Source organism: Tenacibaculum sp. SDUM215027, assembly GCF_050566205.1.
Taxonomy (GTDB): Bacteria; Bacteroidota; Bacteroidia; order Flavobacteriales; family Flavobacteriaceae; genus Polaribacter.
On the sequence record NZ_JBNXUE010000001.1, the window covers coordinates 901,690 to 928,209 of the forward strand.

At 31.8% G+C, this 26,520-nt stretch carries 31 protein-coding genes, 2 tRNA genes and 2 pseudogenes; 32 read left to right on the forward strand and 3 right to left on the reverse strand.

The features are described 5' to 3' along the window. Nucleotides 1-3: 3 nt before the first annotated feature. On the reverse strand, nt 4-1,131 hold the full coding sequence (locus ACQYZ7_RS04125) for an aminotransferase class I/II-fold pyridoxal phosphate-dependent enzyme (RefSeq protein ID WP_430728515.1): 1,128 nt from the start codon (nt 1,129-1,131) through the stop codon (nt 4-6). Nucleotides 1,132-1,504: 373 nt separating this feature from the next. On the opposite strand from ACQYZ7_RS04125, the gene tssD reads away from it, so the two are divergent. The 31 genes and pseudogenes from tssD to ACQYZ7_RS04280 all read left to right on the forward strand — a co-directional run bounded on the left by tssD (nt 1,505) and on the right by ACQYZ7_RS04280 (nt 22,887). Beyond that, a complete protein-coding gene (gene tssD, locus ACQYZ7_RS04130) occupies nt 1,505-1,903 on the forward strand; it encodes a type VI secretion system tube protein TssD (RefSeq protein WP_430728516.1) in 399 nt (132 codons plus the stop codon). A 58-nt stretch (nt 1,904-1,961) separates the two neighbouring features. After that, entirely contained in the window at nt 1,962-2,459 is a 498-nt protein-coding gene (locus ACQYZ7_RS04135; RefSeq protein ID WP_430728517.1) for a hypothetical protein, read from the forward strand. 3 nt (nt 2,460-2,462) lie between these two features. Then, the gene (locus ACQYZ7_RS04140; RefSeq protein ID WP_430728518.1) at nt 2,463-3,065 is read left to right on the forward strand and encodes a hypothetical protein; all 603 of its coding nucleotides are present in this window, start codon (nt 2,463-2,465) and stop codon (nt 3,063-3,065) included. Nucleotides 3,066-3,077: 12 nt separating this feature from the next. Beyond that, nucleotides 3,078-4,838: a type VI secretion system Vgr family protein gene (locus ACQYZ7_RS04145; RefSeq protein WP_430728519.1), complete on the forward strand. Its 1,761-nt coding sequence runs from the start codon at nt 3,078-3,080 to the stop codon at nt 4,836-4,838. Between the two features lie 11 nt (nt 4,839-4,849). Continuing rightward, nucleotides 4,850-6,178 carry a tetratricopeptide repeat protein gene (locus ACQYZ7_RS04150; RefSeq protein ID WP_430728520.1) on the forward strand — a complete coding sequence of 443 codons (1,329 nt, stop codon included), beginning with the start codon at nt 4,850-4,852 and terminating at the stop codon, nt 6,176-6,178. 4 nt (nt 6,179-6,182) lie between these two features. After that, a complete protein-coding gene (locus tag ACQYZ7_RS04155) occupies nt 6,183-6,770 on the forward strand; it encodes a hypothetical protein (protein WP_430728521.1) in 588 nt (195 codons plus the stop codon). 24 nt (nt 6,771-6,794) lie between these two features. Next, a complete protein-coding gene (locus tag ACQYZ7_RS04160) occupies nt 6,795-10,175 on the forward strand; it encodes an RHS repeat-associated core domain-containing protein (RefSeq protein ID WP_430728522.1) in 3,381 nt (1,126 codons plus the stop codon). Between the two features lie 3 nt (nt 10,176-10,178). Then, on the forward strand, nt 10,179-10,595 hold the full coding sequence (locus ACQYZ7_RS04165; RefSeq protein WP_430728523.1) for a hypothetical protein: 417 nt from the start codon (nt 10,179-10,181) through the stop codon (nt 10,593-10,595). Between the two features lie 49 nt (nt 10,596-10,644). Then, nucleotides 10,645-10,791: pseudogene (locus ACQYZ7_RS04170) on the forward strand (RHS repeat-associated core domain-containing protein); the annotation flags it as partial. A gap of 66 nt (nt 10,792-10,857) precedes the next feature. Next, nucleotides 10,858-11,157: an HNH endonuclease gene (locus ACQYZ7_RS04175; protein WP_430728873.1), complete on the forward strand. Its 300-nt coding sequence runs from the start codon at nt 10,858-10,860 to the stop codon at nt 11,155-11,157. After that, a complete protein-coding gene (locus tag ACQYZ7_RS04180) occupies nt 11,148-11,579 on the forward strand; it encodes a hypothetical protein (RefSeq protein WP_430728524.1) in 432 nt (143 codons plus the stop codon). The genes ACQYZ7_RS04175 and ACQYZ7_RS04180 overlap by 10 nt, the downstream gene beginning before the upstream one ends. Before the next feature lie 173 nt (nt 11,580-11,752). Continuing rightward, nucleotides 11,753-12,406, forward strand: a complete 654-nt coding sequence (locus tag ACQYZ7_RS04185) for an RHS repeat-associated core domain-containing protein (RefSeq protein WP_430728525.1) — start codon at nt 11,753-11,755, stop codon at nt 12,404-12,406. 60 nt (nt 12,407-12,466) lie between these two features. Continuing rightward, nucleotides 12,467-12,922 carry an SMI1/KNR4 family protein gene (locus tag ACQYZ7_RS04190; protein WP_047790867.1) on the forward strand — a complete coding sequence of 152 codons (456 nt, stop codon included), beginning with the start codon at nt 12,467-12,469 and terminating at the stop codon, nt 12,920-12,922. A gap of 157 nt (nt 12,923-13,079) precedes the next feature. Then, on the forward strand, nt 13,080-13,484 hold the full coding sequence (locus ACQYZ7_RS04195) for an imm11 family protein (RefSeq protein ID WP_430728874.1): 405 nt from the start codon (nt 13,080-13,082) through the stop codon (nt 13,482-13,484). 392 nt (nt 13,485-13,876) lie between these two features. Next, a complete protein-coding gene (locus ACQYZ7_RS04200; RefSeq protein WP_430728526.1) occupies nt 13,877-14,488 on the forward strand; it encodes an RHS repeat-associated core domain-containing protein in 612 nt (203 codons plus the stop codon). An 8-nt stretch (nt 14,489-14,496) separates the two neighbouring features. Beyond that, nucleotides 14,497-15,159, forward strand: a complete 663-nt coding sequence (locus ACQYZ7_RS04205) for a hypothetical protein (protein WP_430728527.1) — start codon at nt 14,497-14,499, stop codon at nt 15,157-15,159. 161 nt (nt 15,160-15,320) lie between these two features. Then, nucleotides 15,321-15,725 (forward strand): RHS repeat-associated core domain-containing protein, encoded by a 405-nt coding sequence (locus ACQYZ7_RS04210; protein ID WP_430728875.1) that lies wholly within the window; start codon nt 15,321-15,323, stop codon nt 15,723-15,725. 44 nt (nt 15,726-15,769) lie between these two features. Then, the gene (locus ACQYZ7_RS04215; protein WP_430728528.1) at nt 15,770-15,901 is read left to right on the forward strand and encodes a hypothetical protein; all 132 of its coding nucleotides are present in this window, start codon (nt 15,770-15,772) and stop codon (nt 15,899-15,901) included. A gap of 10 nt (nt 15,902-15,911) precedes the next feature. Further along, nucleotides 15,912-16,220, forward strand: coding sequence for a hypothetical protein (locus ACQYZ7_RS04220; RefSeq protein ID WP_430728529.1), 309 nt, complete (start codon nt 15,912-15,914; stop codon nt 16,218-16,220). A gap of 44 nt (nt 16,221-16,264) precedes the next feature. Then, nucleotides 16,265-16,804 carry an RHS repeat-associated core domain-containing protein gene (locus ACQYZ7_RS04225; RefSeq protein WP_430728876.1) on the forward strand — a complete coding sequence of 180 codons (540 nt, stop codon included), beginning with the start codon at nt 16,265-16,267 and terminating at the stop codon, nt 16,802-16,804. A 7-nt stretch (nt 16,805-16,811) separates the two neighbouring features. Beyond that, on the forward strand, nt 16,812-17,756 hold the full coding sequence (locus tag ACQYZ7_RS04230; RefSeq protein WP_430728530.1) for a hypothetical protein: 945 nt from the start codon (nt 16,812-16,814) through the stop codon (nt 17,754-17,756). Nucleotides 17,757-18,002: 246 nt separating this feature from the next. Next, the gene (locus ACQYZ7_RS04235; protein WP_430728531.1) at nt 18,003-18,599 is read left to right on the forward strand and encodes an RHS repeat-associated core domain-containing protein; all 597 of its coding nucleotides are present in this window, start codon (nt 18,003-18,005) and stop codon (nt 18,597-18,599) included. Between the two features lie 15 nt (nt 18,600-18,614). After that, a complete protein-coding gene (locus tag ACQYZ7_RS04240; RefSeq protein WP_430728532.1) occupies nt 18,615-18,956 on the forward strand; it encodes a hypothetical protein in 342 nt (113 codons plus the stop codon). 358 nt (nt 18,957-19,314) lie between these two features. After that, entirely contained in the window at nt 19,315-20,043 is a 729-nt protein-coding gene (locus ACQYZ7_RS04245; protein ID WP_430728533.1) for an RHS repeat-associated core domain-containing protein, read from the forward strand. Nucleotides 20,044-20,059: 16 nt separating this feature from the next. Continuing rightward, nucleotides 20,060-20,494: a hypothetical protein gene (locus ACQYZ7_RS04250; protein WP_430728534.1), complete on the forward strand. Its 435-nt coding sequence runs from the start codon at nt 20,060-20,062 to the stop codon at nt 20,492-20,494. A gap of 143 nt (nt 20,495-20,637) precedes the next feature. Then, nucleotides 20,638-20,772, forward strand: a pseudogene (locus ACQYZ7_RS04255) (RHS repeat-associated core domain-containing protein); the annotation flags it as partial. 60 nt (nt 20,773-20,832) lie between these two features. Next, complete coding sequence (locus ACQYZ7_RS04260; RefSeq protein ID WP_430728535.1) at nt 20,833-21,222, forward strand: DUF3990 domain-containing protein; 390 nt, start codon at nt 20,833-20,835, stop codon at nt 21,220-21,222. A 13-nt stretch (nt 21,223-21,235) separates the two neighbouring features. Continuing rightward, nucleotides 21,236-21,592: a hypothetical protein gene (locus ACQYZ7_RS04265; RefSeq protein WP_430728536.1), complete on the forward strand. Its 357-nt coding sequence runs from the start codon at nt 21,236-21,238 to the stop codon at nt 21,590-21,592. Nucleotides 21,593-22,007: 415 nt separating this feature from the next. Next, on the forward strand, nt 22,008-22,160 hold the full coding sequence (locus tag ACQYZ7_RS04270; RefSeq protein WP_430728537.1) for a hypothetical protein: 153 nt from the start codon (nt 22,008-22,010) through the stop codon (nt 22,158-22,160). A gap of 179 nt (nt 22,161-22,339) precedes the next feature. Further along, nucleotides 22,340-22,498 carry a hypothetical protein gene (locus ACQYZ7_RS04275; protein ID WP_430728538.1) on the forward strand — a complete coding sequence of 53 codons (159 nt, stop codon included), beginning with the start codon at nt 22,340-22,342 and terminating at the stop codon, nt 22,496-22,498. An 11-nt stretch (nt 22,499-22,509) separates the two neighbouring features. Next, on the forward strand, nt 22,510-22,887 hold the full coding sequence (locus ACQYZ7_RS04280) for a hypothetical protein (protein ID WP_430728539.1): 378 nt from the start codon (nt 22,510-22,512) through the stop codon (nt 22,885-22,887). 375 nt (nt 22,888-23,262) lie between these two features. Here ACQYZ7_RS04280 and ACQYZ7_RS04285 read toward each other — a convergent pair. Together ACQYZ7_RS04285 and ACQYZ7_RS04290 are read right to left on the reverse strand one after the other, a co-directional pair. After that, nucleotides 23,263-23,336 (reverse strand) — tRNA-Asn (locus ACQYZ7_RS04285). Nucleotides 23,337-23,396: 60 nt separating this feature from the next. After that, nucleotides 23,397-23,470 (reverse strand) — tRNA-Asn (locus ACQYZ7_RS04290). A 271-nt stretch (nt 23,471-23,741) separates the two neighbouring features. Here ACQYZ7_RS04290 and ACQYZ7_RS04295 point away from each other — a divergent pair. After that, on the forward strand, nt 23,742-26,468 hold the full coding sequence (locus ACQYZ7_RS04295) for a 2-oxoglutarate dehydrogenase E1 component (RefSeq protein WP_430728540.1): 2,727 nt from the start codon (nt 23,742-23,744) through the stop codon (nt 26,466-26,468). Nucleotides 26,469-26,520: the final 52 nt, after the last annotated feature.

Here is a 26,520-nt window from a genome sequence, read left to right on the forward strand (position 1 = left end):
TTTTTAAACAAAAGTAGCAAGGTTCTCTAAAACATTGGTGATTTCTTCTTTAGAATTGTAAGAATGTAAGCAAAAACGTAGGCGTTCTTGATGTGGAGGAACTGTAGGTGATAAAATTGGCTTTATGTCAAATCCTTTTTGTTGTAATTGTAAAGCGATGTTTTTTACGCGTTCATTTCCAGAAATAATACAACAATGAATAGAAGAATTACTCTCAATAAAATTTAATTGTAGTCTGTTAGATTCCGTAATAAAATGTTGAATGTTTTGTAGAAGTTTTTTTTTAGAATTGCTAATAACTAATTCATCATAAGCAATTTTAATGGTGGCCAACGAATGAGGAGACAATCCAGTAGTATAAATAAAACTACGCGCAAAATTGATGAGGTATTGTTGCAGTTGTTCACTTCCTAAGATAGCAGCACCGTGACATCCTAGTCCTTTTCCGAATGTGATGATTCGAGCAAAAACAGCATTTTCTAACTGTAGTTTTTGAATCAATCCGAAGCCAAAAACTCCTAAAGCATGTGCTTCATCCACGACTAAATGCACATTAGGATGTTTATTAATTATTTGTGACATCATTACTAAATCGGGGGAGTCTCCATCCATGGAAAAAATAGATTCGGTTACCACATAAATTTCAGAATTATCGTCTTGAGCAAAACGAAGAATTTTTTTTTCTAAATCTTTTACGCCATTGTGTTTAAACTTAAAAGATTTTGCATTGGATAGCTGAATTCCGTCTCGTATTGAGGCATGAATGAACTCATCGTATAAAATAATATCACCACGTTGCGGTACGGAAGCAAAAAAACCAATATTAGCATCGTAACCAGAATTAAAAATAAGAGCTGTTTCTATATTGTGAAGTTTCGCTAGCTGCTTTTCAACTGTTGCATATAGTTTATGATTTCCAGAAAGCAATCGAGAACCTGTTGCTCCATTAATTTTGAAGTTATTATCAATTAAAAACTGATGTGTTTTATCAAAAATAACTTCAGATTTAGCAAAACCTAAATAATCGTTCGAAGAGAAGTCTATAAGGTTGTTTTCTTTACCAAGCTCTCTTAAAGCATTTTGATTAGCTCTTTGGGTAAGTTTTCGATTTAGTTTTTCAGGAAAATGCATAATGTAAAAATAAAGAAGCTTTCTAAAAAGCTATAGGGTTAAATTATATAAATTCTTAAGAAAGAAACAAAATACTTTAAAAGCAAAAATACAAGAAAATAATATGTTCTTAGAGTCAGTATTTATAAGGTTTTTGTTATAGATTCTATAAAAAAAACAATTATTTTTTTAAGTAAAATATTTGGTAGTTAGTAATTTAAGTTTATATTTGTTACAACATAGGCAATATTTGTTATCTTCTTCTTCATTATAGAATGGCGCCAAAAAATAAAAAAAGAGAAGGTTTTATATTGTTTAAAGCTTTCTCTTTTTTTTATTGAGAAAGCTCTAAAAAGTATTTTTAATTAATTGTTTAACCCCAAAAAAAGAAACTATGGGATCATTTAGAGCAAGTTTCGAATTCGCAGGAAAAGAATTCGACGTATTACAAGCTGAGTACAGCTTAAACAGAAACACAGATACAAAAGGTAAACCATCTTCAAGTGTAAACGGAGGTAGAGTTACTTTAACTATCGAGTCTACATCAGATACATCTGTTATTGAGGCAATGATAAATAGCCAATTTAAAGCAGTAGATGGAAAAATTGTTTTTAAGAAAACAGATGAAGATTCAAAAATGAAAGAAGTGGAATTTAAAAACGCTTACATCGTTTACTTCAAAGAAGATTTAGATGTAAACAATGAAATTCCAATGAAATTAACAGTTACTTTCTCAGCTGAAGAATTGCTTATCGGTAATGCTAATTTATATAACCGTTGGCCAGTAGCTTAATATAAATCAATGCCTAAGTTTGAAAACTTAGGCATTGATTTTTTAATACCTAAGCTATATGAAAAAGGTTGAAATAATTGTTACAAATGAAAAAGAAGGTTTAGCTAGAATCACTAGTTATCCTTATCGTCCTGATAAAAAAAGATATGAAGTTCCTTTGTATAAGGTTTATGTAAAAAATCTAGAGACTCAAAAAACACATGAATTTAAAGCTATTAGGTTTGGTGTAAAGCGTACAAAGATTAAAGAAGCACATGTTGTAGGTCTTCAAGATAATCAAGAGTATACACTGCAATGGAGTTACATAACTACAATGCGAGAAATGGCTTGGCGAGCTTATTCAGGTCTTTTTATACATAGAGGTCCTGCTAATTCTTTAGCGGGTTTTGGTTCTATAGGCTGTATTGAGATATGTGGAGTTGGAGAATGGAATAGATTTAATACTTTAATTAAACAAATTACAAAGTGTAGTAATGAAGAAGAAGTTAGTTCGAAAGAGTTAGCTAAGGTTATTTATGAAAGAGCTACTAGACCTAAGTTAAAATTAATACCTTGATAAATGATTTTCCAAAAAACACATACTTACACATGTATCTTGTTGTTTTTCTTACTAGCATGTAAGAGTACATCATCATTAGGTCAAAAGATTGATAATAAGTATTATACTGTGTTTTCAGAATTGAAAGAAGATAATAGTTCTCTTAATGAATTGTTTAAAAAACTTAAGGATAATTTTAACCTATGTAAGGTTACTGAATCTCAAAAATATATTTATAAAAAGTACCCTAAAGTTTTTTTAGAAGAGTTATCACAAAATTTTGAAAACAAAGCTTTTTTAAAAGTTAAAAACTTAAAAATTCTATCTATTTTATCGTTAAAAGAAAAACAAGAATACAATGATTTATGTATAAGTATTGAAGAGTGGGATTTTGAAAAAACTAATGATGCGTCTTTAGTTTTTAATAGCCTGAAAAAGTATAGAGAAAAAGAAATAAAATTCAATACTATAAATTGGATATGGTTAATTTATGAAAATCATCTTTACAGAATTAGTTCTGATAACCATAGTGTTATTAGTGTAGAAATGATGAAAATAAAAAAACATTTAACAGCTTTACTAAAAGAGAAGGGTAATGTTGAAGGGCTTACCTTTTATGAATAAAAAAAATAAATTATGAAAAAATTTGATACTAAAATTAGTATAGACGGGGAGTTTATAGAATATTACGAATCAATAAGTTTAGCGCAACAAATATATAATCATCACTTTTTTTGTGTTGAATTAGATTATCAAGTTATTGAAAAAATAGGAACGCACACAATAGATGCTTCTAAAAAATGGCTTGGAAAAGATATGATGATCGTTTTTGAAGATTATAGCTTTTCAGGAGTAATAACTAATATAGAATTAGTGCATAACAACGGGTTTGAGAGTAGGTTACATATCTCAGGTTATTCTAAAACTATTTTGTTAGAAGCAGGAAAGCATTTACAATCTTGGTTAAAAAAAGATTTGTCTGGCATAATAAAAGACGTAACAGAACAAGCTAGTGTTAAAGCTGAAGTAACTCCAGTTTTTAAAGAAGAGATAGAGTATGAGTGTCAGTATAACGAAAGTCATTATACATTAATTAAACGCTTAGCTAAACAGTATAATGAGTGGTTATACTACGATGGTAAAAAGCTATTATTTGGTAAACCTTCTTCTCAAAAAGGAGCAATAGAACTGATTTACGGAAAAGATTTACCTTCTCTACATCTAGGTGTTGAAGTTAAACCCAACAATTTTAGCGCATTTTCCTATAACAACCTATTAGATGAAAAACATTCAGAAAAAGCAAAAAGCAATGTAAAAGGACTAAATGAACTAGGGTCTCATTCATTTAAAGCATCTAAAGATGTGTTTAAACTAGCTTCAAATCAGCACTTAAATGGTGTTTTTAATGATAAATCTAAAATTGAAAAAGCTATAGAATCTTTAAGGGCTTCAGAAACGGTTGGTAACCATGTGATTAAAGGAAAGTCAAACAAACAAGGTTTATCGATAGGGTCAGTGATAAAAGTTTTAGCAACAGGATTTAAAGATGGAGAGTCAGGAAAAGAGGTAAAACCTTATGGAGAATATATTATCACAGAGATAGAACATGAAGCAGCTGAGGGTAATTATCAAAATAGTTTTACAGCGATTGCTTCAAGTATAGAGGTTTTGCCTACTAACTATGAAGTTGATTTTCCTGTTGCTGAACCACAGCTAGCTACGGTAATATCTAATAAAGATCCAGAAAATAAAGGTAGAGTTCAAGTTAAATTTCAATGGCAAGTTGAGAACATGAAATCTAATTGGATTCCTGTATTAACCCCTGATGGAGGTAAAAGCGATCAAGTAAGTACCAATAGAGGGTTTGTTTTTATACCAGAAGAAGGCGATCAGGTAATGATAGGGTTTAGGTACAATACTCCTAATCGCCCGTTTGTGATGGGTAGTTTTTTTAATGGAAAAACAGGTGCTGGAGGAAGCGATAATAATAAAATAAAAAGCATTACTACTCGTAGTGGAAGCACGATAACGTTTGATGATAATGAAGGAAAAGGAAAAGTAACAGTTAGTGATCCTAGTGGAAGTACAATTACACTGAATGGAGATGAAACCATTAGTGTTAGTGCTCCTAAAAGTATAACTCTTAGTTCTGAAGAAATTAAAATAGAGGCCAGTAAGTCAGTTACTATTGATGGTAAAGATGAGGTTACTGTAAACTCTAAGAAAATAGTGCAAGAAGGAAGTGATTTGATAGAGATTAAAACTCAATCGAATCTTAAAATTGAATCTAAAACACAAGATATAAAAACTAGTAAATATAATTTAGAAGGTAAAAAAGTAGATATTCAAGGTGTAACAACTAGTGTAAAAGGGAATGCTAAATTGAGTTTGAATTAAATCAATTAGCTATGCAAGAAAACAATGCTATTACCCATAGAATTACACAATTACAAACTAAATGGTTTAGGAAAGTTAAAAAAGACACTAAACTAGTAAGGTGGCTTATTGAAGAGAATGAGCACAGAATGTTAGAAGCTTTTGTATTGTTAGAATCAGGAGAACATGGAGTTTTATCAGAATTCTTTTTCCCGTTTACAATACCTTTTGAAGATAATAAAGAGAAACCTTTTGCTTTAAAACTCAAAGATGCATGGATTGATACATGGAACAATCAGGAGTACCGAGATGAAATACCTAAAGAATTTTTACCAAAATGGCAAAGTCAACCTTATGAAGGTACAGTTGTAAAAAATAGAGAACAAGAATTTTTAGAATGTATGAGTTCTTTTGCGCAATCTGTTTCTAATAGTACTAAGTTGGTGTTGGTTTTGTTGCCTCAAAACTTAAAACAGTTAGGGAAACAGTGGGGGAATTGGGTGCTCTCTTTAACAGAAATTTTACCGGATAACCTTCGAATAATGGTTGTAGATTATAAAGACAGTAAAGCTTTTAGGTACATACCAGCTCATATAAAAGAAGTAAGTATAGAGGCTAATTTACGAATGTTTCAGGCCATGAAAGAAATAGTAGCTTCTTCTGGAGATGCTCATGAACCTGGAATTGCTATAAATACCTGTCTTTTAAATGTATTTGAAGAACTTCAAAAAGAAAATTTACGAGGAGTTGAGTTATGGGGAAATAAAGGTATAGAAGTTGCCAAAGAAGCAGCAAGTAAAAGTTTAGAAGCAACAGTACTTATTACTTACGGTAGTGCGTATTTTCAGCTAAAAAAGTATGATGAAGCTTTAAAAAAATTCAAAAGAGCCATAGCAACATGTTATGATGGAATTACTCAAGATGACACAGTTTGTGAAACCCTCTTAATTCAAGGGTATAACTTTACAGCAGCTACTTATCATGTAAAAAGAAATAAAAGCGAAGCGATCGAATACTATTTAAAAACAGCAGAGATCGCTGAAAGTTATCAGGTTTATCCAACTTATATTGAAGCAATTCGATTAGCTTCAGAATTATCTATAAAACAATTTAATAGTAAAGAAGCCTATAAGCTACTTAATAACTGTTTAGAAACAGTAAAAGAACTGGATAAAACAATGTTACGTTACACTACTTTTTATTTAGTGTGTGGTAAGCTATATGACAAGTATTATGGAAATAATGAATTAGATATAGCTGCAACAATTGAAAGCTTAGCGAAGAGTATTTGGGGAGAGAATTGGAAAAAACTCAAACCTGAAGAGATGATAGAACCAGTTAATATGATAACGAATACCTAAAATTATGCAACCAGCATCAAAACATACGAATATAGCAATGGGTATAGACATTCATTTTGTAACTATACCACCATCACCAGCACCAATTCCCATACCTCATCCTTTTATAGGAATGATTTTTGACCCAATGGATTATATTCCAGTTATAGGTACCAATGTATATGTAAACAATCAAAAGCGAGCAAATGCAGGTACTATGGCTACTTTAGGCACCATGAAACACTTTCCTTTAGGGGCTGGATTTTACCCTGCAACCATGCCATTAATAGACCACGAAGGCTTGCATTTTTTTGGTAGTAAAACAGTAGAAGTAGATGGCTCTTACTTTAGTGTTGCAAGTTATAACATGATGACTTGTAGTTGCATAGGGATTCCTTTAGGGTCGCCCAATATGTATACGCCTACCACTACTACAATACCTATACCGTCAGGATCTCCTGTTATTGTAGGTGGCCCTCAGGTACCCGATTTAATGGGAGTTGTTATGAAACTTGCCATGTTAGGAGGGTTAAAATTTTTAATGAAATTTGGAGGTAAAACCTTTAAAAAACTTGCTAAAAAATTAAAGAAAGGTTGTAATTGCCCGTCATAAAAACCTTAAAAAAAAGAAAAAGCTATGTTACATATCCCAACAGGTCAGTTAAATGTCCAAGATATAGATTTTGAATTACCAGGAATTATCCCATTTGCATGGAAACGAAATAACCAATCTTGGGTAACCTACAATAAAAGCGATTTAGGTACTATTTGGACGCATAATTTCGATCAATATCTAGAGTTCGTTGTGACCGAACAATATATAAACTGGAAAAAAAATAATGGTAGTATTGTATCCATACCTTACATAGAAGAAGGGGAGGAAAATGTGTTTAAAGATGAAAAAATCATCTACCAACGCAAAGGCAATCAAATTATTATAGAAAATTACGAAGAAGATTTATGGTATGTGTTTACCAAAGATATTTTTTTAGGAAACAACCATTATAAGCTTACCAGTATTCAAAAATATCAATTTAGTATTGATTTGAATTATAAAAACGGATTGTTAGCTGTTATTACCGATACAGCCAATCGTGAAATTACCTTGCTACGTAACGATAAAAACCTTGTAGCGCACGTACAAGTACTAGCTGAGGGAAAGATACACACTTTGGTTAGCTATGAATACGATGAAGAAAATAGGCTAATTGCTGTAACCAACAGTGAAGGAGTTACCGAAAAATTTGAATACAATAACAACTTTTTAACGAGAAAAACAGATGGTAACGGAGGTGTGTTTTATTGGGAGTATGAAAACAAAACAGACGAACCAAAATGTACCAAACGAGGATTTACAGATGGTACAAGTGTAGAGAAGTTTGCTTACGAAAAAGGCATTACCAAAATAACCGACGGCAAAGGAAACACGACTACGTATTATATTGATGATGAAAAAATAGTACAAGTACAAAACCCTTTGGGATATAGTGAATATTGGGAGTATGATTTAAATGACGATTTAATTTGTTATACCGATGCTCTTGGGCAAAATACCTATTATGGTTACGATTTATATGGAAATCAAACCCATATTCGGTTACCTAATGGAGCAGAATTATTGTATACTTACGAAAATAATAAATTAACAAGTACAACTAATGCTATGGGAGCTGTTATGTTGTTAGAATATAACGAAATAGGGCAGCTCGTTACGCAAATAGGGTATAGTAACGACATTACACGTTACGAATATGAAAATAATTTACTAACCACTGTTATTAATGCCAACGGTTTACGAACCTATATTACCTATACAAAGCAGTACCAATTAAATACAATAACCGACCATAATAAAGTAGTAACCCAGTGGAAATACGATGAGTTGGGTAGAGTGCTAACAGTAAAAAACAGCGAAAATATAGCAGAAAATTATCGATACGATAGTTTAGGGCGCGTAACAAGTATTGTTACTATGGAAGCCAATCATATTAAATTAGAATACGATGCTTTAGGTAATGTAATACAATTAAAAGATGCTCAACACAATATAAACTTTAAATACAACCCTGCGGGCAAGCTTTTAAGTCGTAAACAAAATAATACAGAAATACTATTTAAATACGACAGAGCCGATAACCTAAATGCCATTGTTAACGAAGAAAAAAACGTATACAGTTTTAAACGTAATGCCGCAGGACACATCGTTAAAGAAATAGGATTTGATGGTAAAACCCAACGTTATTTAACAAACCCAGTAGGGAATGTAGTTGAAAAAACAGATCCTTTAGGAGCAAGTACCAAAATAACATACGATCGTTTAGGAAAAGTAAGTGAAGTAGCTTACCCTAGCGGGCATAAAGAAACCTACCAGTATGATAAAAACGGGCTCTTAGTACAAGCAATAAACAAAGACGCTACCGTTGTTTTTAAACGAGATGAAATAGGGAATATAGTAACCGAAACCCAAAACGGTATCGAAGTAAAAAGCACCTACAATGCTATGGGGTATCGTACCCATTTAGAAAGTAGTTTAGGAGCTAACATAGCTATTACTCGTAATAAAGACAACTCAGTAGCCAATACGTTAGCTAAAACAGAAGAAGCGAGTTGGCAAGCACAATATACCTATGATGCTTTAGGCTTAGAAATAGAACGTAACCTACCAGGAGGAGTAACCAATACATGGCAAAGAAGACCCGACGGAAAACCTGAAGTACATGCGGTCTCAGTAAATGAAAAACAAACCACACATAGGCGTTATAGTTGGGATATTAACGACAAGCTTACCCGAATTTTTGATAACATAGCAAACAAAGGAGTCGCTTTTAGTTATGATGCTTTTAATAACTTAGCCAAAGCAGCGTACTCTGATGGTAGTTTTGACTATAAACTACCCGATACGGTAGGAAACTTATACCAAACCGAAGCACAAAACGAACGAACCTATGGTAAAGCAGGTCAGTTATTATCATGTCCAGATTTTGAATATAGCTATGATGCTAATGGTAATTTAGTAGAAAAAAGAGCTAAAAAAAGCGTTGAGGTTTGGCTTTATACATGGGAAGAAAATGGAATGCTCTCACAGGTAATAAAACCTAATAAAGATGTTATTTCGTTTACTTACGATGCTTTAGGAAGACGTATAAGTAAGCAGTGCAACGACCAAAAAATAACCTATTGGGTGTACGATAAAAATGTGCCCTTACACGAATGGAGTTTGTCGGATAAGGAAGATTTAGTTACTTGGGTTTTTGAAGAGGATAGCTTTGTGCCACAAGCAAAAATACAAAACAATGAGACTTATTCCATTATAACCGATCATTTAGGCACACCTATACAGGCATATCATAGTAGTGGTAAAAAAGTATGGGAATGTGAGTTGGATATATATGGAAAAGCTCGTAGTTTTACGGGAGAAAAAACGTTCATTCCTTTTAGATATCAGGGGCAGTATGAAGATATTGAAACTGGGCTTTATTATAACAGGTTTAGGTACTACTCTCCTGATAGCGGAACTTATATCTCCCAAGACCCGATTGGGCTTCTTGGGAATAATCCGAACTTTTATGCTTATGTAGCTGATAGTAATAGTTGGGTTGATCCTTTTGGGTTAGACATGTATGTTATTGTAGGGGAAGGACAATCAGCTGTAGAAAACTATGCAAAACAAATGAAAGAGCTATTTCCTAATTCTGAATTTAGAACTATAAAAAAAGATTGGAATAGTCTCGTTAGGAAATCAGGAGCTAATAAAGAGGTATTCGGTAGTGCAGAATGGGAAATAAAAGCAAACCAAGGTAATGCTGATTGGATAGTTGACAGACATAATGACGGATATAAATTTATAGATATAGGAGAGGATAATGCTCTTAATAGAAGTTCGTTTTACAAAACAGAAAAAGCTACTCTTTCGAATTTAGACGCTACTACGTATAAAGGAAGTAAAAAACAAATAGCAAAAGCCCGAGGGAATACAAAAACTAGCAATAGACCAAAGTCTAAAATAAGTTGTAGATAAATTATGATTAGTATACTATTACCAATTTTTAATGAAGAAAAAGCAAATGAATTCTACATTGAAACCTTAAAGTTTCATCAAGAAAACTATACTTTATTTCTACCTAATAGCAATAATAATGTTGAAATCCTTTATCAAATTATTCGTAACGAACAATTAGAGAAATATCCATATTTGCAGAATAATTCTGTAAGATTCCCTCTATTTCGTTACGAAATAGAAAATAATTTTCTGTCATTTATTAAAAAATTGGTTGATAATAAAGTAGTTGTTTTAACAATGCTCTCTCATAGCGGAGGATATTCCGCTAGAATTCAAGATCCTTTTTTCAACACATTTGAAGTAATATGCGAAGAATTTGATGATGTCAACCAAGATTCTATTAACCTTAACGATTGGGCTTTTTATCAAAGATTATAACCTGAATCCCCTCGTATTCTATGATTAAAATAAATAAAAAGGACAATACTATGATGAGGAAACCGATTTAGCTTATAATCGATTTAGGTACTATTCTCCTGATACTGGGATGTACTGTTCTCAAGACCCAATTGGGTTGGCTGGGGGAATGCCTAATATGTATGCTTATGTAAGTGATAGTAATTACTTTGTTGATAGGTTAGGTCTTTTAGAAGAAGTAGTATTTCCAAAAAACAAAGTTATAGCAGAAACAACTATTCAAATGAAAGGTTCTAGAAATTGGGACTTTAAGGCAGCAAATGAAAATGTAGGTCTTACAGGTAAAAGTGGTAAGGTTACAATAGATGCTCACAAATATCAACATGGTGATGTAGTTTGGCATCATGTAGATTATGACCCTAAAACTAATACAGCTAAAATGCAGTTAGTTAGTTCAGAAGATCATAATGCAAGTAAACCACATAAAGGGTCTGTAGCTGCTTTTGAAAAGGCAACAGGAACAGAGTATGAAAGCCCAGAAGCAAAAAAGAAAGCAAAAAAATTAAATGCAAAATGTCATTAAATGAAAAGTATATGAATAATAATGATGTAATTTTTGATGAAGATTTAGAGTTCTACACTTCAATAGAAGTGTCTAATAATGAAATTTGTGTAACTCTATCTGATGCTTTAGAGGCATCTGAGGAAGAATTAACAGAGTCATATAAATCTCAAATAGCAACATTTATAAATAGTTCTTCTATTTGGTATGAGAAAGCAGCTACTGCTATTATAAATTGGGCTAAAAAAGAGCTTAATATAGAAGTCAATCAAAATAATATTAAGCTTATGAATATTTTTGTCCTTTATGAACAAAATGAGCAAGAACTTTACGGACTACAATTTAGAGTTGACTTTGATATTGAACATGGATGTGGTTTAAAAATTAAAGGAGATGATTTTGAAATAACAGAAATTGGAGATGGAGATGTAGCTTTTTGTTAAATCCCTGCTTCCCCCTGCTAGCGCAAGCGTCCACGCTTGTGCCGTTAATGGTAACCCAAAGCGTATAAGACCACAGCAGCAATGTTGTGGTTTTTTATGTTCAAAAACTTCGTTTTTAGCCATTTTAAAGAAACTTATTAACATTGTAGCGTTTCGCCTTAATCTCTTTATTTATGGGTGTTTCCGCCCATCCCTCCCCTTTTTCCTCATACAGCGATAAAGGTAAAAAAGTATGGGAATGTGAGTTGGATATATACGGAAAAGCTCGTAATTTTACGGGAGAAAAAACGTTCATTCCTTTTCGTTACCAAGGGCAGTATGAAGATGAAGAAACGGGCTTGTATTACAATAGGTTTAGATATTATTCACCTGATACAGGAACTTATATGTCTCAAGACCCGATTGGGTTGGCAGGAGGTATGCCGAATATGTATGCCTATGTTGGTGATTCTAATGTTTGGGTTGACCCTCTAGGACTTACAAAGTTTAATCCTATCGAAGTTTTAGGAAGAAAGGTATATCAAAACGGAACAGATTTTGTCACAGGAACTCCTGATATTGTTGATTCAAGTGTTAATAAACACATTAGAAAGAGAATTGCCAATGGGGCTACCAATTTAGATTTGATGAAAACAGGGAATGCTCCTATAGGAATAGATGGAAAACAAATAAATCTACATCATGTTATAGGGCAAGAACCTGGGCCAATGGTAGAGCTTACTTCTTCATTCCATAAAAAACATCATAAAGCACTACATGGTTTAATAGAAAATAAACGAAGTTTTAGAAACAATAAAGCATTGCATAATGCTTATGAAAGTTTTTAGAAAAAAATATTGGAAAGAAAGAGCTAAAGGATTAAGTTGTTATTAATAATTTTATAGAACATGAGTTATATTGATGTTATAAAAAACATAGAAGATGATACTTTTTATAGTGATGGAAATGTATCAGGTGGAATAATAAATGAATGTGAAAAGATTCTTGGTCTAAAATTACCTAAAGAGTACAAAAAATATATTTCAGAATGTGGATATATAGGTTTTGGTGATAGTATATTACTTGGTTTAGATTCAGATGGAGAAAATGAAGAAAGAGGTACAGTTTTAGGGGATACTTTATTTGCAAGAGATGAATTTTCTCTTGGAGGTGAGTTTGTGGTTATTGAATATCAAGATTATGAAAATTTGTATGCGTTAAAGTGTTCTTTAGATGAAGAACTAGAGGATTCACCAATTTTTAGTTTTGATATAAAATATGATAATAAATTGGCTGAACCTGTTAAAGTTTCTGATAGCTTTAAAGAGCATTTCAAAACATTTGTTGATAATTTATCAGACTAATTATATTAATGAATTATCAATTTTCAGATTTCTACAAAAGAGATGTTAGTTTTGTTTTCGATGATGAAAACGATATAGACTTTTCTACTTTAAATGAGGGAAAAAAATACAATTCGCATCCCCCTTTTTATATACAGTTGATAAAATAGATAGCTATATAAACTCTTATGATTTATTACCAACTATTGGTCTACCATTAGTAAGTGAAAAATTTAGAGATACTTTTCTTGATTTAACTAAAAGCCAAATAGAGTTTATTCCTGTTATAATTAGAGATGATAAGCAAAATAAAAATACTAACTTTTTCGCTTTGAATATTCTAAATGTAATTTCTTGTATGGATGAAGAAAAATCAATTACAGAAAAAACCAGATATGGTACTTTAAAAATTAAAAAACTTCATTTTATTAAAGGTGCTTTGAAAAATATGGATATAGTAAGAATGGAAGAACATAAATCTTATATTATAGTTACAGAAGTTTTTAAAAATAAGTGTGAAAAAGCTAACTTAAAAGGAATTAACTTTATAGAGGAAGGACATTCTATTTATACAGATGCTTAGGTAATGATACAAATTACTTGTAAAAACAAAACTCCGCTAGCGCAAGCGTCCCGCTCGTTACCAGTAGTGTGTCAAATTAGCCCCCGCTAGCGCGAGCGTCTCGCTCGTGCCGTCAAAGAGGATAAGTAATGAATGATAAAAGATAAAGTAATTTAAACCCGCTCTTCTAACGCAAGCATTTTTCTTGTGCTGATAAAGAAAGTGTAAAAAGATAAAACCACAAATTTTAATTTGTGGTTTTTTTACGCTCAAAAACTTCGTTTTAAGCCATTTTAAAGAAAGTTATTAATAATTACTACTTTTACTATAACCCCTTTATTTATGGGTGTTCCCGCCCATTCCCCTTTTTTTCCTCATACAGCGATAAAGGTAAAAAAGTATGGGAATGTGAGTTGGATATATACGGAAAAGCTCGTAGTTTTACGGGAGAAAAAACGTTCATTCCTTTTAGATATCAAGGGCAATACGAAGATGTAGAAACGGGCTTGTATTATAATAGGTTTAGATATTATTCACCTGATACAGGAACTTATATGTCCCAAGACCCGATTGGACTATTAGGGAATATGCCTAATATGTATTCTTATGTGCACGATAGTAATGCGTGGATTGATCCACTAGGTTTATTGAGGGTTGGAGAAGTTGCAGGGTATGGTTCTAAAGCTCATGCAGGTGATGGTTTAGATGCTCATGAAATGTTACGAAATGCTTTTTTAAAGGATAGTCCTTTGACAGATATAACAACAAGGTCAGGAGCTAAAGGTAATCCTGCAATGGCGTTAGATAAACCTTTACATAAAGCTGTACATGATGCGGAAGCTAGAATAAAAGCATCTATAGGTATGTCTAGAAATCAGTATTTTAAAAGAGCTAAAGGTAATATTAGGGTTATGTACCAAGCAATGCAGGAAGTGTTGGTTGATACAGGGAAAATCAGTCAGCAGCAGTTGAGGAATATGAGGCGACAAGTCGAGAAATTTGCGAAATCTAAAGGTTGTTATTAAAATTTATTATGTCAAAATTAATTTTCACAAAAGAAAAAACTAATAATAGTATTGGGTATGTTGGAGGTGGAGTGTCAGAAATGGATGAGAATTTCTGGCCGAAATGCCCTGAAAAAAAAACTTATCAAACACATTTATTTACTGTTTTTCCAAACTTTTTTAGAAATGGAAGTATAGATAAAGACAAAAGGATTTCTGTCTTTATTTCAGTAGAAAAACACCCTTTAGGAGGTGTTAAAGAAGGTATTTCATCTAGATATACTGTAAATCAAAGGAATGATTTAAATTTATTATCTCAAGGATATAGTAAAGCTTTAATTTATGATGTTAGCGATAATGAAAATGAATTGTCATTGGCAGAAATAAATTTGAGTAAGAAATATTTTGAAATCATACCAGATGATGATAAATATATGGAAGAAGAACACAAGTTTTTTGAAGAACATGGTATGGGGTTGGATATATCTAAATTACAAGGTATCCCGTATTTTGAACAAGATATAATCACACCTCCTCGTAAATATTCTTTCTGTTTACAATTATTGGAAGAAGATATTGAAAGTGACCTTAATATTTTTCAATCAGGGATAGGTTACTTCTATTTGGATAGAAATATTAAGAAATTACAGTCAGGAGACGAAGCAGGATTGTTTTTTATGCAAAATACTTAATGATACTCTTAACAAACACATATGAGATGAAATTGAATATATTCAATTTCTCAATTGGTTTTTTATATTTTGTGAAATAAATACAAGGCAGGTTAGTGTGTTGGTAATTAGAATGTTATGTTTATGTAAGAACTCGTAGTTTTACGGGAGAAAAAACGTTCATTCCTTTTCGTTACCAAGGGCAGTATGAAGATGAAGAAACGGGGTTGTATTATAATAGATTTAGATACTATTCGCCTGAGAGTGGTACATATATAAGTCAAGACCCGATTGGATTGGCTGGTGGAATGCCAAATATGTACGCTTACGTTTATGACACTAATACTCAGTTAGACCCTTTAGGATTAATAATTGTATATAGGGCATTGAATGGAGGACAGGAAGCAAGTGCATTAGCAGGAAATGCTATTCAGCCAAAAGATATGAAAGCAGCGTATACTATTCAAGAACATATAGACAATGGTAGGTTGCAAACTCAATATATATCTACAACAAAGAAAAAAGGAACTGCAGAATTTTATGCAAAACCAAATCCAAAAAGAGGAAAAATAAAAAGAGCACTATAATAGCTATTGATACTGATAAAATAGATGCTAATAAAGTATTTGATATGTCTAGTGGAATGGACCCTCAAACAGGTAAAAAACTTAGCATGCCGGCATTAAGATACGCTACAAAAGATGCTGAAGTATTAATAGAAGGAGAGATACCTAAGGGAGCTTATACAGTAGTATGTAAATAATATGAACTTTATGGAAAGATTAAAAAAAATTCAAAAAAAAATTCAAGATTATTATGAAATGTCTTTTGAAAGTGAAAAAGAAGATTGTGAGTATAATAAGCGTTTGAAGAACGAGCTTAAACAGTTAATTATAGATTTGAAAGATGAAAATCTAAGTGTCATAAATGAGATTTTGTTGGTTTTAGCAAAATCTACTGGATGTGCTGAAGATCAAGAAATAGCTGATGATATAATCAATTATTTACATAACAATAATTTTATTAATGATAAGCACGTAGAGTTCTTTTATAATCACATAGCCACAGGTAGGTGGACGTAATAGCTTAAGCTCTTATAGATTAATTTACAGGAGAAAAAACGTTCATTCCTTTTCGTTACCAAGGGCAGTATGAAGATGAGGAGACAGGGTTGTATTATAATAGATTTAGGTATTACTCTCCAGAGACTGGAACATATATAAGCCAAGATCCAATAGGATTACATTCTGGGGAACCGAATTTTTACAGCTATGTAAATAATTCTAATATATGGATAGATCCTTTTGGACTTTCTACAGTTTACTTAAGAAACAAAGAAGTATATGTGGGAAAGGCAAAGCATAATGCTGCTAAAAGATATGGAAATAAAAATATAGCTACAGATGTTTTTGATGGTATTCCTAATACTGATACCGCTCAAGGGGTTGAACAAATTACTTATGAAAGAATGAAAAAAATGGAAGCAGCAGGAGAGATTGACTCCATGACTAATGCACAAAGGCCTGTAAATATGGACAATAAGAAAAAAGTCTATAGAAGAGATTTAGGTGAAAAATGGTTGATTGATACTTTTGGTGATGATTATGATGAAATAATAGACAAAAGAGTTAAAGATCATTATAAACCTAAAGGAATGTGTAAATAATTAAAATATGAATTTAGACAAGAAAGACCTATCTTATTTGAGAAATAATATTTCTTTTTTGAAAGAGGACAATATCATAACTATAGAAAAAGGAGTTAGCGCAGATGTTTTGAATAAATTGAATGAAATTCTTAATAATATGTCTAGTGTAAAATTAATTTTATTTTGTGATCCAAAGAAAATAAGTAGAGATAATTTATTTAGAAACTTAGATGTATTACAATTTTTAAATAATTTGAAAAATATTAGTATTATTGTTGGTTCTTCAATTCCTCTTGAAAGTATAGATAAGATTAATTACATCAAAGATTTACAATCATTTTCTCTAAGTGGGTTTTACAACAAAAAAATAAACTTAGATGTTCTAAAAAAATATAATAATCTTAAAGAATTAAGTTTTGAGCATTCAATAAACAAAAAAGATTATAGTCTAATCAAAGATTCTTTAGAGAAGATGAAATTAAAAAATATTAATTTAGAATATGTTTCAACGAATACTAATTTAAAAGAACTCGTTATTCTTGATAGTATGCAAAATGAACATTTGCTGACACAAAAATATCCCAGTTTAAAAACTGTAAAATTTAGTTTTTGTAAGAAGATTACTGATTTCTCATTTTTAAATGAATTATTAGATTTAGAAAACATATCATTCAACATAGTAAATACTATCACAGAAGTTCCTTACTTGAAGTCTAAAATAATTAAAAGACTAGAATTTTTAAATTGTAAAAACTTACAGACTATCGATAATATAACTTCATATAAAAAATTGGAAAAATTAGCAATAACAGATGCCAATGTAGAATTTGGAGAAATTATAAAGATAGCTAAGAATGTATTATTAGATACTTTTTATTTCAGAAGTAAGAATAATTCTGAAAATAATGAGTTTGAGTCTTTAGCTTTGAAATATCAATTTCAAAATTCTCATGCAGGGTTTTGGAAATAAAAAAACAGATCTTTCAGTCATTGTAATATTTTTTGTATTCAAACACAAATTGATAGTCGCTTTCTTCAGTCAAATAAGCTACTATAGTATCTAATAAGTCAGCAATTCTTTTATAGCATTAATAGAAGGCTTTACATTGCCACGTTCCCAGCTAACTTGAGCATCTTGCTCGTGAGGGTATAAAGTATAGAGATAGGAAACTACAGCTTTATACAACAATAAGGTAAAAAAGTATGGGAATGTGAGTTGGATATTTATGGTAAGGCTATAAAAGGCGACAATTTGTTTTGTCCTTTCTTGTATCAAGGACAATACTATGATAGTGAAACGGAGTTAGCCTATAATCGATTTAGATATTATTCTCCTGACAGCGGAACTTATATAAGTCAAGACCCGATTGGGTTATTAAGTGGTGAATTAAACAAATACTCTTATGTAAGTAATACAAATCTTTCAGTTGACATTTTTGGTCTTACTGTAACACCAGGTCAAGTAGGGACTTATAGTGATTTAGTAAAAGCTAGTGATGTTGGTGATAATTTAGATTTACATCACATTCCCCAAGATAAATTAGGACATCTACCAAGAAAAGATGGCATAGCAGTTGTAATGCCTAAAGAAGAACATGCTCAAACAAGAACATATAAGTCTAAAGGGAGAAAAACAGCAGCAGTAGATAAAAATAGAGCGTTTAAAGATGTATTAGCTGATGACTTAGCAGATTTAAGAAAAATAGGAGGTTCTAAATATGATGATTCAATAGAAAAAATAATAAAAGAATATGAAACGAATGGACTTCTTAAAAAAGGAGAATTAGATTTAAAGAAAATAAAATGCCATTAAACAATAACACTTATTATGATTAGGGAAAGTATAGAAGAATTGAAAAAAATGGGTAGAATGCCTAATGAAAGTTTGGACGATCCAGATTCAATTGATGATGTTATTGACCGATACGATGAATTATTAGAAAGCATTGAAAAACCAATAACATCAGAAGAAGCTGAAATACTTATTAGTTTGTTTCCTCAAAATGCTTTTTATGATTTACATTGGACTTTGTTACATCTAATAGAGTCTTTATTTAATAGTATTGAAAACTCTGATTATAAAGAATTAATTGAAAAGTGTCCAAGTGAAGAATGGAGAGAAACTTTATTAGTAAGGTTTAATAATACTATTAGCAAAGAAAAAGCTTAAATCTCACAAATCCTCACAACAATTCAGTATCTACTATGGGCTTAAATTGAGAACTACTGAGCGATAAGGGGATTTGGGTTGTTGTGTTTTTAATAGAAAAGTGTAGTTTAATAGACACCCCGCTAGCGCGAGCGTCTCGCTCGTGCCGTCAAAGAGGATAAGTAATGAATGATAAAAGATAAAGTAATTTAAACCCGCTCTTCTAACGCAAGCATTTTTCTTGTGCTGATAAAGAAAGTGTAAAAAGATAAAACCACAAATTTTAATTTGTGGTTTTTTTACGCTCAAAAACTTCGTTTTAAGCCATTTTAAAGAAAGTTATTAATAATTACTACTATTTACTGTAACCCCTTTATTTATGGGTTTTCCCGCCCATCTCTCCCCTTTTTCCTCGTACAACGATAAAGGTAACAAAGTTTGGGGATGTGAGTTGGATATATACGGAAAAGCTCGTAATTTTACGGGAGAAAAAACGTTCATTCCTTTTCGTTACCAAGGGCAGTATGAAGATAAAGAAACGGGGTTATATTATAATCGGTTCAGATATTACTCGTCCGATACCGGAACTTACATATCGCAAGACCCGATTAGGTTACAATCTGGTGAACCTAATTTATATGCTTATGTTAATGATAGTAATAGCTTAGTAGATATATTTGGGTTAAGTTCTATATTCCCAACTTCTACAGTTTGGACTGCTCCTAGTACAGGTACAGGGAATACATATAAGGTATTTCAACAAGGTATTGATTTTGATGCAGTGGATTCTAAAGGTAGAACAAATTTAGAAAGAATGTCAAAAGGTAATGCTCCTTTAGGTTCTGATGGAAAATCTATAAATCTACATCATTCTAAACAACAAGGGCACGGTCCTCTTTTTGAAGTAACTAATGATGTTCATACAAAACATGGGCACACGAATGCTTTACATCCTTATAGAGTTACACCAAATGCAGATGGAACTAAATTTAATCCATTTGATCCAGTACAAAGAAAACCTTTTGAAAATGTAGATAGACCAAATTATTGGAAAGATAGGGCACGAGCGGAACAAGCAAGACGAGCGCAATTAAAAGGTTGTAAGTAAATTTAATTCATAAAATATGTTATCCAATAAAATTATAAGATATCTCAATGAAAATGCAGATTCAGTGCTGCCTGAATTTCAGTTAAAATATAAAGATAAACTTGAAAAACTTGGTTTTAATGAAAAAATTAATGGAAGTTTCATTGAGTTTATGATTAAATATAGTGATGAACACTATGGTTCTGAAGGTCTTTTACATGATGTTATGAATGATGACATAATGGATTTTGAGAAGGGTATTACAAAACATTTAGGAGATAATTATGGAGTTCCAGAGAAGTATATTTCATTATTTAATTTAGAGGTTGATGATTATTTGTTATATAACAAAGATGATGATAGTGTTGTCTTGATTGAGGGTGGAAATGATATAAAATTAAAGAAAGAAGAATTTGATAAAAAGTGGAATAGTTTTAATGAATTTTTAGAAAATTTTTTTGAGCTAAATTAAATCCCTCCCCCTTTTTTTCCTCGTACAACGATAAAGGTAAAAAAGTATGGGAATGTGAGTTGGATATATACGGAAAAGCTCGTAGTTTTACGGGAGAAAAAACGTTCATTCCTTTTCGTTACCAAGGGTAGTATTACGATGAGGAGACAGAATTAGCCTATAACAGGTTTCGTTACTACTCGCACGATAGTGGAACTTATATCTCTCAAGATCCGATAGGGCTTAGTGGAGGAAGTAGATTATATGAATATTCTAGAAATACAACTTTAATATTAGATCCTTTTGGTTTACTAGACTTTTATCATGCAACAAGTAGTCCTCAAGCTACTAATGCTGTTATGAGAGGTATAGATCCGTCTAAAGGTAGACCTAATTTGGACTTTAACCCTTCGGGACAAGGTGGGTTTTATGTAACAAATGATCTTGCGCAGGCACAATCTTGGGCTAATAGAAAAGGCGGAGAAGTGTTACATTTCGATGTTCCAGATGAGGAGTTAGTAAAGTTGAAGATAAAAACTTTTGATGATGCTACCGGCGAATGGGCTGATACAGTGAAATTAGGAAGAAAAGGAACTTTAAACCATGCTTTTGATGGAATTGATGGTCCTATGCTCGCTAACCCTAGAGGAGGAAAGCCTAAAGCTATTGGTCATCAGTTGGCAATATTTACAGATAAAGCTGCTAAATTATTTGATAAACATAACAAAGGAAAAATTAAGTGTAGTTAATTAAATTTTATTTATGAAAAATGATGGGTTGAAATTTACAGATGAAACAACACAAGAGGAGGTTGTATTTAATCTTTATACGTTTTGTGAAATACTAAAAGGTTGTATTAATAAGTACTGTAATACATCTATGGAAGAGGCAACCAAATCTGTCGAAGATTGTAAAACCTTCAAATCACCTATATCTTCGACTAATGATGTATATTTTTTTTCACATGAACATCCGTATCATTGGGCTATGATATGTTACTATGGAGATATGTATTGGAAAAACAAACCTGAATTAGTTCAAATTCCTGAATCATACGATAATTGGGAAACAAATTATATAAAGGAGAATAATTTAAAAGAAGAAGTTTTTATTTTTTAGGAATGATAAAATACAATAGCCTCATAGCGGTATAGGCGATAAAATATTAAAACATATAGCCACAGCATTCGTGTTGTGGTTTTTTTGTTGCGCAAAGTGTTTGGTTTTTATATTTTGGAATAAGCGATCTATAGTTATCATAAAATGATAAAGCGACCAATTTTTTTGATAAACATTTAAAAGTAAAAGTCTGTGGTTAATAAAGATATTATAGAATACTTCGGAGAGGATGGGGCAAAAATTATTTTTGATTCTAAAACATATTTTGAAATAGTATTATCTTGTGTGGAAAAATATGCTAATAAAACAAGAATAGAATCCATTGAAACCTTAAACAATAGTTCGTTTTTTGAGAAAGCTAATTTTCCTCCAAAAACATATAATGAAGTTGCTTTATTAGATAATGAATTGATATATGGATATTGCTATGATGGCATTATACGGAGATGAATATTGGAATCACCCTAATTATATCAAATTAGGTTTTGATGAATATTATGAATGGGAAAATGAAATTATAAAAAAAAGAATCTTAATGCTGAGTATATTGATTACCTATAACCAATAGGCCCAAATGCTACTATAGGTTATAGAGGTAGTGCTGCGAGTGGTATTAGTAAAGCACACGATCCAAGTGTTTCAAAACCTTTTAAGCCAAATAATTTTGATGTAGATGGTTTTATTCAAAGTGATTATTTAGTAGAAAGTTTTGACAAAAAAAGTCGAGATGCAAGTAAAGTTAAGGATATGTCTGATATTGAGGTATCTATAGGCAAACAATTACGTGAAGCATTTCCAAATAATAAATTTAAAGGAGAAAAATTTGGTTTTAGAATATTCAAGTCTTGGGAATTAGATGATTTGGTAAGAAAAGACGATGTTCAAGTTAGGTTAAAGTGTCATTAAATAATATAGAAATGGAAGAAAATTGCTTAAGTTTTGATTTATTAGAAGATATTCCTTTCAAAGATTTAATATCAAAAATGGAAAAAGTTTTTAATATATCATTGCCTTACAAGAACCAAGATGGTAGATTAAAAGCAAAAGGAATACTAAATCAACATTCTATTATTGTGGTTGATCGTCACGATGATTTAGCAGATTTTTTATGTGATGAAAATCACAGTTTAGAGTTTGAAATTTTATTAAATAAAGATTCTGAATACAAAGAAATCGAAAAAAGTATTAGAGAAATATTTAAAAATAAAATAGAATGGAAAGAGGCTAAATGGTTCCCTGTAAATCCAGGAGAACTTCCTAAGAAAATATATCCTGATAAAGGTGATCCCAGCTAGCGTTCGTTTGTAACGAGTGCCGTTACGAGTAAAAAACAATAAAAAAAGAAAGAGCCACAACGTAAGCGTTGTGGTTTTTTTATTGCGCAAATCGTTTGGTTTTTACATTTTGCAATAAGCTATTTGTAGTTTCATACAACGATAAAGGGAACAAAGTTTGGGAGCGTGAGTTGGATATTTATGGGGAGGAGTGTAAAGAAAAGATCTGGTAGGTCTTTTTAGTGAACAAGCATTTACGCAATAAAAAAATTCGGCAAACTATTGTTTATCGTTATTGTTTTTTATAAAGTAAATCATTTTCGTAGAAGCTTATATTTTAAGAGGAAACATAATTAAAACAAAAAACCAACCTGTGATAGATTGGTTTTTTTGTAGCTCCCCCTCTTGGACTCGAACCAAGGACCCTCTGATTAACAGTCAGATGCTCTAACCAACTGAGCTAAGGAGGAATGTTCTTTTAGAACAATATATATGTGTTGTAGAAATTATCGGCTTCTACGTTGCCTTTGCTCCCCCTCTTGGACTCGAACCAAGGACCCTCTGATTAACAGTCAGATGCTCTAACCAACTGAGCTAAGGAGGAATTTAAAACATACTTGTCTTAAAATGCGAGTGCAAATTTAAGTGCTTTTTTTATATCTGCAAATTATTTTTGATAAAATGTACAGGTAATTTTTTTTATTCCTGATTTTTAGTAATTTATTTTTACAAAAAAGATGCTTTTAACTGAAATTTAACAAAAAGCTAATACTCGTTAAAGAGTTTAAAATTAGACTAAAAAGGAATGGTATTTTTCGTAAAAGTTGTACTTTTGTCACCATTATTCTTATAGATAGAAAAGTATAACAAAATATATGGACAAGTTTTCGTTCTTAAACGCAGCACATGCAGGTTTTATAGGTGATTTGTATGAACAATATCAAAAAAATCCTGATGCGATAGAACCAAGTTGGAGAAGTTTTTTTCAAGGATATGATTTGGCTAACGAGAGTTACTCATTAACAGATGAAGAAGTTTCGGTAGAAGTCCCTGAAGAAGTACGTAAAGAATTTTTAGTAATCGATTTAATCAACGGTTACCGTACCCGCGGTCATTTGTTTACCAAAACAAACCCTGTACGAAATAGAAGAACATACACCCCAACATTAGATATTGAGAACTTTGGGTTAAACCAAACAGATTTATCTAAGGTTTTCAGTGCAGGAGAAATTTTAGGTATAGGGCCTAAAAGTTTGGCAGAAATCATAAACTATTTAAAGTCTGTTTTCTGCGAAAGCATCGGAGTAGAGTACATGTATGTACGAAATCCTGAAGAGTTAAAATGGTGGAACGATCGTTTGAATAAAAACGCAAACCATCCTAGTTACGATGTAGAATCTAAAAAATATATTCTTACAAAGCTTAACCAAGCTTCAACTTTCGAGAGCTTTTTACAAACGAAGTACGTAGGTCAAAAAAGATTCTCTGTAGAAGGAGGAGAAACTTTGATTCCAGGAGTTAGTGTGGCGTTAAGAGACGCAGCTGAAGAATATGGAGTAGAAGAATGTGTGTTAGGAATGGCACACCGTGGACGTTTAAATACTTTAGTAAACATTTTCAAAAAGCCAATTCGCGATTTATTTAGTGAGTTTGAAGGAAAAGATTTTGAAGACCAAGAAATTGATGGAGATGTAAAGTATCACCTAGGTTTAACGTTAAGTAAAGCGTATCAAGGAGGTCAAAAAATGAAAATGAATTTAGTTCCAAACCCATCTCACTTAGAAACAGTAGATGCTGTTGCAGAGGGGATAGTTAGAGCTAAAATAGACAAAGACTACGAAGGGAACGAAAATAAAATACTTCCAATTTTAGTACATGGTGATGCAGCCGTAGCAGCCCAAGGAATTGTATACGAAGTTGTGCAAATGGCACAATTAAACGGGTACAAAACAGGAGGTACTATTCATGTAGTGGTAAATAACCAAGTAGGTTTTACAACCAATTACTTAGATGCACGTTCAAGTACCTATTGTACTGATGTAGCTAAGGTAACTTTATCTCCAGTACTACATGTAAATGCAGACGATGCAGAAGCTGTATGTCATGCAATGGAAATGGCAGTTGAATATCGTATGAAATTCAACAAAGACATTTTTATTGATTTGTTAGGATACCGTAAGTACGGACATAATGAAGGAGATGAGCCACGTTTTACACAACCAAAATTATACAAGGCAATTTCTAAGCATAAAAATGCAAGAGAAATTTATGCAAATAAATTAATAGAAGAAGGAAGCATAACAGCTGACTACTTACAGAGAATTACAGATGAATTCAAGACGCATTTAGAAGCTGAGTTTACAGAATCTAAAAAGAAGGAAACGTCAAAAATTCAGGAATTTATGCCAGATGTATGGGATGGATTTATACGCAAGCAATTGCAAGAAATGTTACAGCCTGTTGATACAACTTATTCGGTAGAAGATTTAAAAGACATTGCAAGAGTAATTTCAAGAACGCCAGAAGGACACAAATTTGTACGTAAAGCAGAACGTATATTAAAAGGTCGTGAAAAAATGGTTTTTGAAGATAACTTGCTAGATTGGGGTACTGCTGAGAACTTAGCATATGGTACCTTATTAGAAGAAGGTTATGATGTACGTATTTCTGGAGAAGATGTAGAAAGAGGAACGTTCTCTCACCGTCATGCAATTATGCGTGATGAAGAAACTTTAGAACGTGTAAACTTATTAAATACGAATCCTAAGAGTAAAGGAGAGATGACTATTTACAACTCTCACTTATCAGAATATGGTGTTTTAGGATTTGATTATGGGTATGCAATGGCAGCTCCAAATACATTAACAATTTGGGAAGCTCAGTTTGGTGATTTTGCAAATGGAGCACAAATCATGTTCGATCAATACATTTCTTCGGCAGAAGCTAAATGGAAGTTACAAAACGGATTGGTAATGTTATTACCTCATGGATATGAAGGACAAGGGCCAGAGCATTCATCAGGAAGAATTGAACGATTCTTACAATCATCATCAACTGATAACTGGACAATAGCAAATTGTTCAACACCAGCAAATATGTATCACATATTGCGTCGTCAGATGAAACGTGATTTTAGAAAGCCGTTAATTGTATTTACACCAAAAAGTTTATTACGTTTACCAAAAGCAGTAAATACTATTGAAGATTTAGCAAACGGAACATTCCAAGAAGTAATTGATGATACTATTGATACTTCAAAAGCTAAAAAAATGGTATTCTGTACAGGTAAGTTCTATTACGACTTATTAGCAGAACGTGAAAAGTTAGGTAGAGAAGACGTAGCGTTAATCCGTATTGAGCAATTATTCCCATTACATAATGATAATATTAAAGCAGTAATGGATAAGTATCCAAATGTAGAGCGTTATGTTTGGGCTCAAGAAGAACCTAAAAATATGGGAGCTTGGGGTTATATGTTAGAACGTTTTGAACTAGCTAGATTAGAATGTGCTTCGGAAGAATACCGTTCGGCACCAGCTGCAGGTTCAAGTGCACGTTTTAAAAGACGTCATCAAGCTATTATAGATAAGGTTTTTGATTAAAAACAGAATAATGCGTTAGGGATTGTAGCAAGCTACCATGTAGCGCGAAAAG

Bases quoted from the DNA above. Each gene is read 5' to 3' on its own strand.
- ACQYZ7_RS04270 (WP_430728537.1), top strand. From the start codon at position 22,008: ATGGATATTGCTATGATGGCATTATACGGAGATGAATATTGGAATCAC.
- ACQYZ7_RS04275 (WP_430728538.1), top strand. From the start codon at position 22,340: ATGTCTGATATTGAGGTATCTATAGGCAAACAATTACGTGAAGCATTT.
- ACQYZ7_RS04250 (WP_430728534.1), top strand. From the start codon at position 20,060: ATGTTATCCAATAAAATTATAAGATATCTCAATGAAAATGCAGATTCA.
- ACQYZ7_RS04205 (WP_430728527.1), top strand. From the start codon at position 14,497: ATGTCAAAATTAATTTTCACAAAAGAAAAAACTAATAATAGTATTGGG.
- ACQYZ7_RS04135 (WP_430728517.1), top strand. From the start codon at position 1,962: ATGAAAAAGGTTGAAATAATTGTTACAAATGAAAAAGAAGGTTTAGCT.
- ACQYZ7_RS04150 (WP_430728520.1), top strand. From the start codon at position 4,850: ATGCAAGAAAACAATGCTATTACCCATAGAATTACACAATTACAAACT.
- tssD (WP_430728516.1), top strand. From the start codon at position 1,505: ATGGGATCATTTAGAGCAAGTTTCGAATTCGCAGGAAAAGAATTCGAC.
- ACQYZ7_RS04240 (WP_430728532.1), top strand. From the start codon at position 18,615: ATGATTAGGGAAAGTATAGAAGAATTGAAAAAAATGGGTAGAATGCCT.
- ACQYZ7_RS04155 (WP_430728521.1), top strand. From the start codon at position 6,183: ATGCAACCAGCATCAAAACATACGAATATAGCAATGGGTATAGACATT.
- ACQYZ7_RS04295 (WP_430728540.1), top strand. From the start codon at position 23,742: ATGGACAAGTTTTCGTTCTTAAACGCAGCACATGCAGGTTTTATAGGT.
- ACQYZ7_RS04220 (WP_430728529.1), top strand. From the start codon at position 15,912: ATGGAAAGATTAAAAAAAATTCAAAAAAAAATTCAAGATTATTATGAA.
- ACQYZ7_RS04260 (WP_430728535.1), top strand. From the start codon at position 20,833: ATGAGAGGTATAGATCCGTCTAAAGGTAGACCTAATTTGGACTTTAAC.
- ACQYZ7_RS04180 (WP_430728524.1), top strand. From the start codon at position 11,148: ATGTCATTAAATGAAAAGTATATGAATAATAATGATGTAATTTTTGAT.
- ACQYZ7_RS04125 (WP_430728515.1), bottom strand. From the start codon at position 1,131: ATGCATTTTCCTGAAAAACTAAATCGAAAACTTACCCAAAGAGCTAAT.
- ACQYZ7_RS04165 (WP_430728523.1), top strand. From the start codon at position 10,179: ATGATTAGTATACTATTACCAATTTTTAATGAAGAAAAAGCAAATGAA.
- ACQYZ7_RS04230 (WP_430728530.1), top strand. From the start codon at position 16,812: ATGAATTTAGACAAGAAAGACCTATCTTATTTGAGAAATAATATTTCT.
- ACQYZ7_RS04160 (WP_430728522.1), top strand. From the start codon at position 6,795: ATGTTACATATCCCAACAGGTCAGTTAAATGTCCAAGATATAGATTTT.
- ACQYZ7_RS04280 (WP_430728539.1), top strand. From the start codon at position 22,510: ATGGAAGAAAATTGCTTAAGTTTTGATTTATTAGAAGATATTCCTTTC.
- ACQYZ7_RS04145 (WP_430728519.1), top strand. From the start codon at position 3,078: ATGAAAAAATTTGATACTAAAATTAGTATAGACGGGGAGTTTATAGAA.
- ACQYZ7_RS04215 (WP_430728528.1), top strand. From the start codon at position 15,770: ATGTCTAGTGGAATGGACCCTCAAACAGGTAAAAAACTTAGCATGCCG.
- ACQYZ7_RS04185 (WP_430728525.1), top strand. From the start codon at position 11,753: ATGGGTGTTTCCGCCCATCCCTCCCCTTTTTCCTCATACAGCGATAAA.
- ACQYZ7_RS04265 (WP_430728536.1), top strand. From the start codon at position 21,236: ATGAAAAATGATGGGTTGAAATTTACAGATGAAACAACACAAGAGGAG.
- ACQYZ7_RS04140 (WP_430728518.1), top strand. From the start codon at position 2,463: ATGATTTTCCAAAAAACACATACTTACACATGTATCTTGTTGTTTTTC.
- ACQYZ7_RS04190 (WP_047790867.1), top strand. From the start codon at position 12,467: ATGAGTTATATTGATGTTATAAAAAACATAGAAGATGATACTTTTTAT.
- ACQYZ7_RS04245 (WP_430728533.1), top strand. From the start codon at position 19,315: ATGGGTTTTCCCGCCCATCTCTCCCCTTTTTCCTCGTACAACGATAAA.
- ACQYZ7_RS04175 (WP_430728873.1), top strand. From the start codon at position 10,858: ATGAAAGGTTCTAGAAATTGGGACTTTAAGGCAGCAAATGAAAATGTA.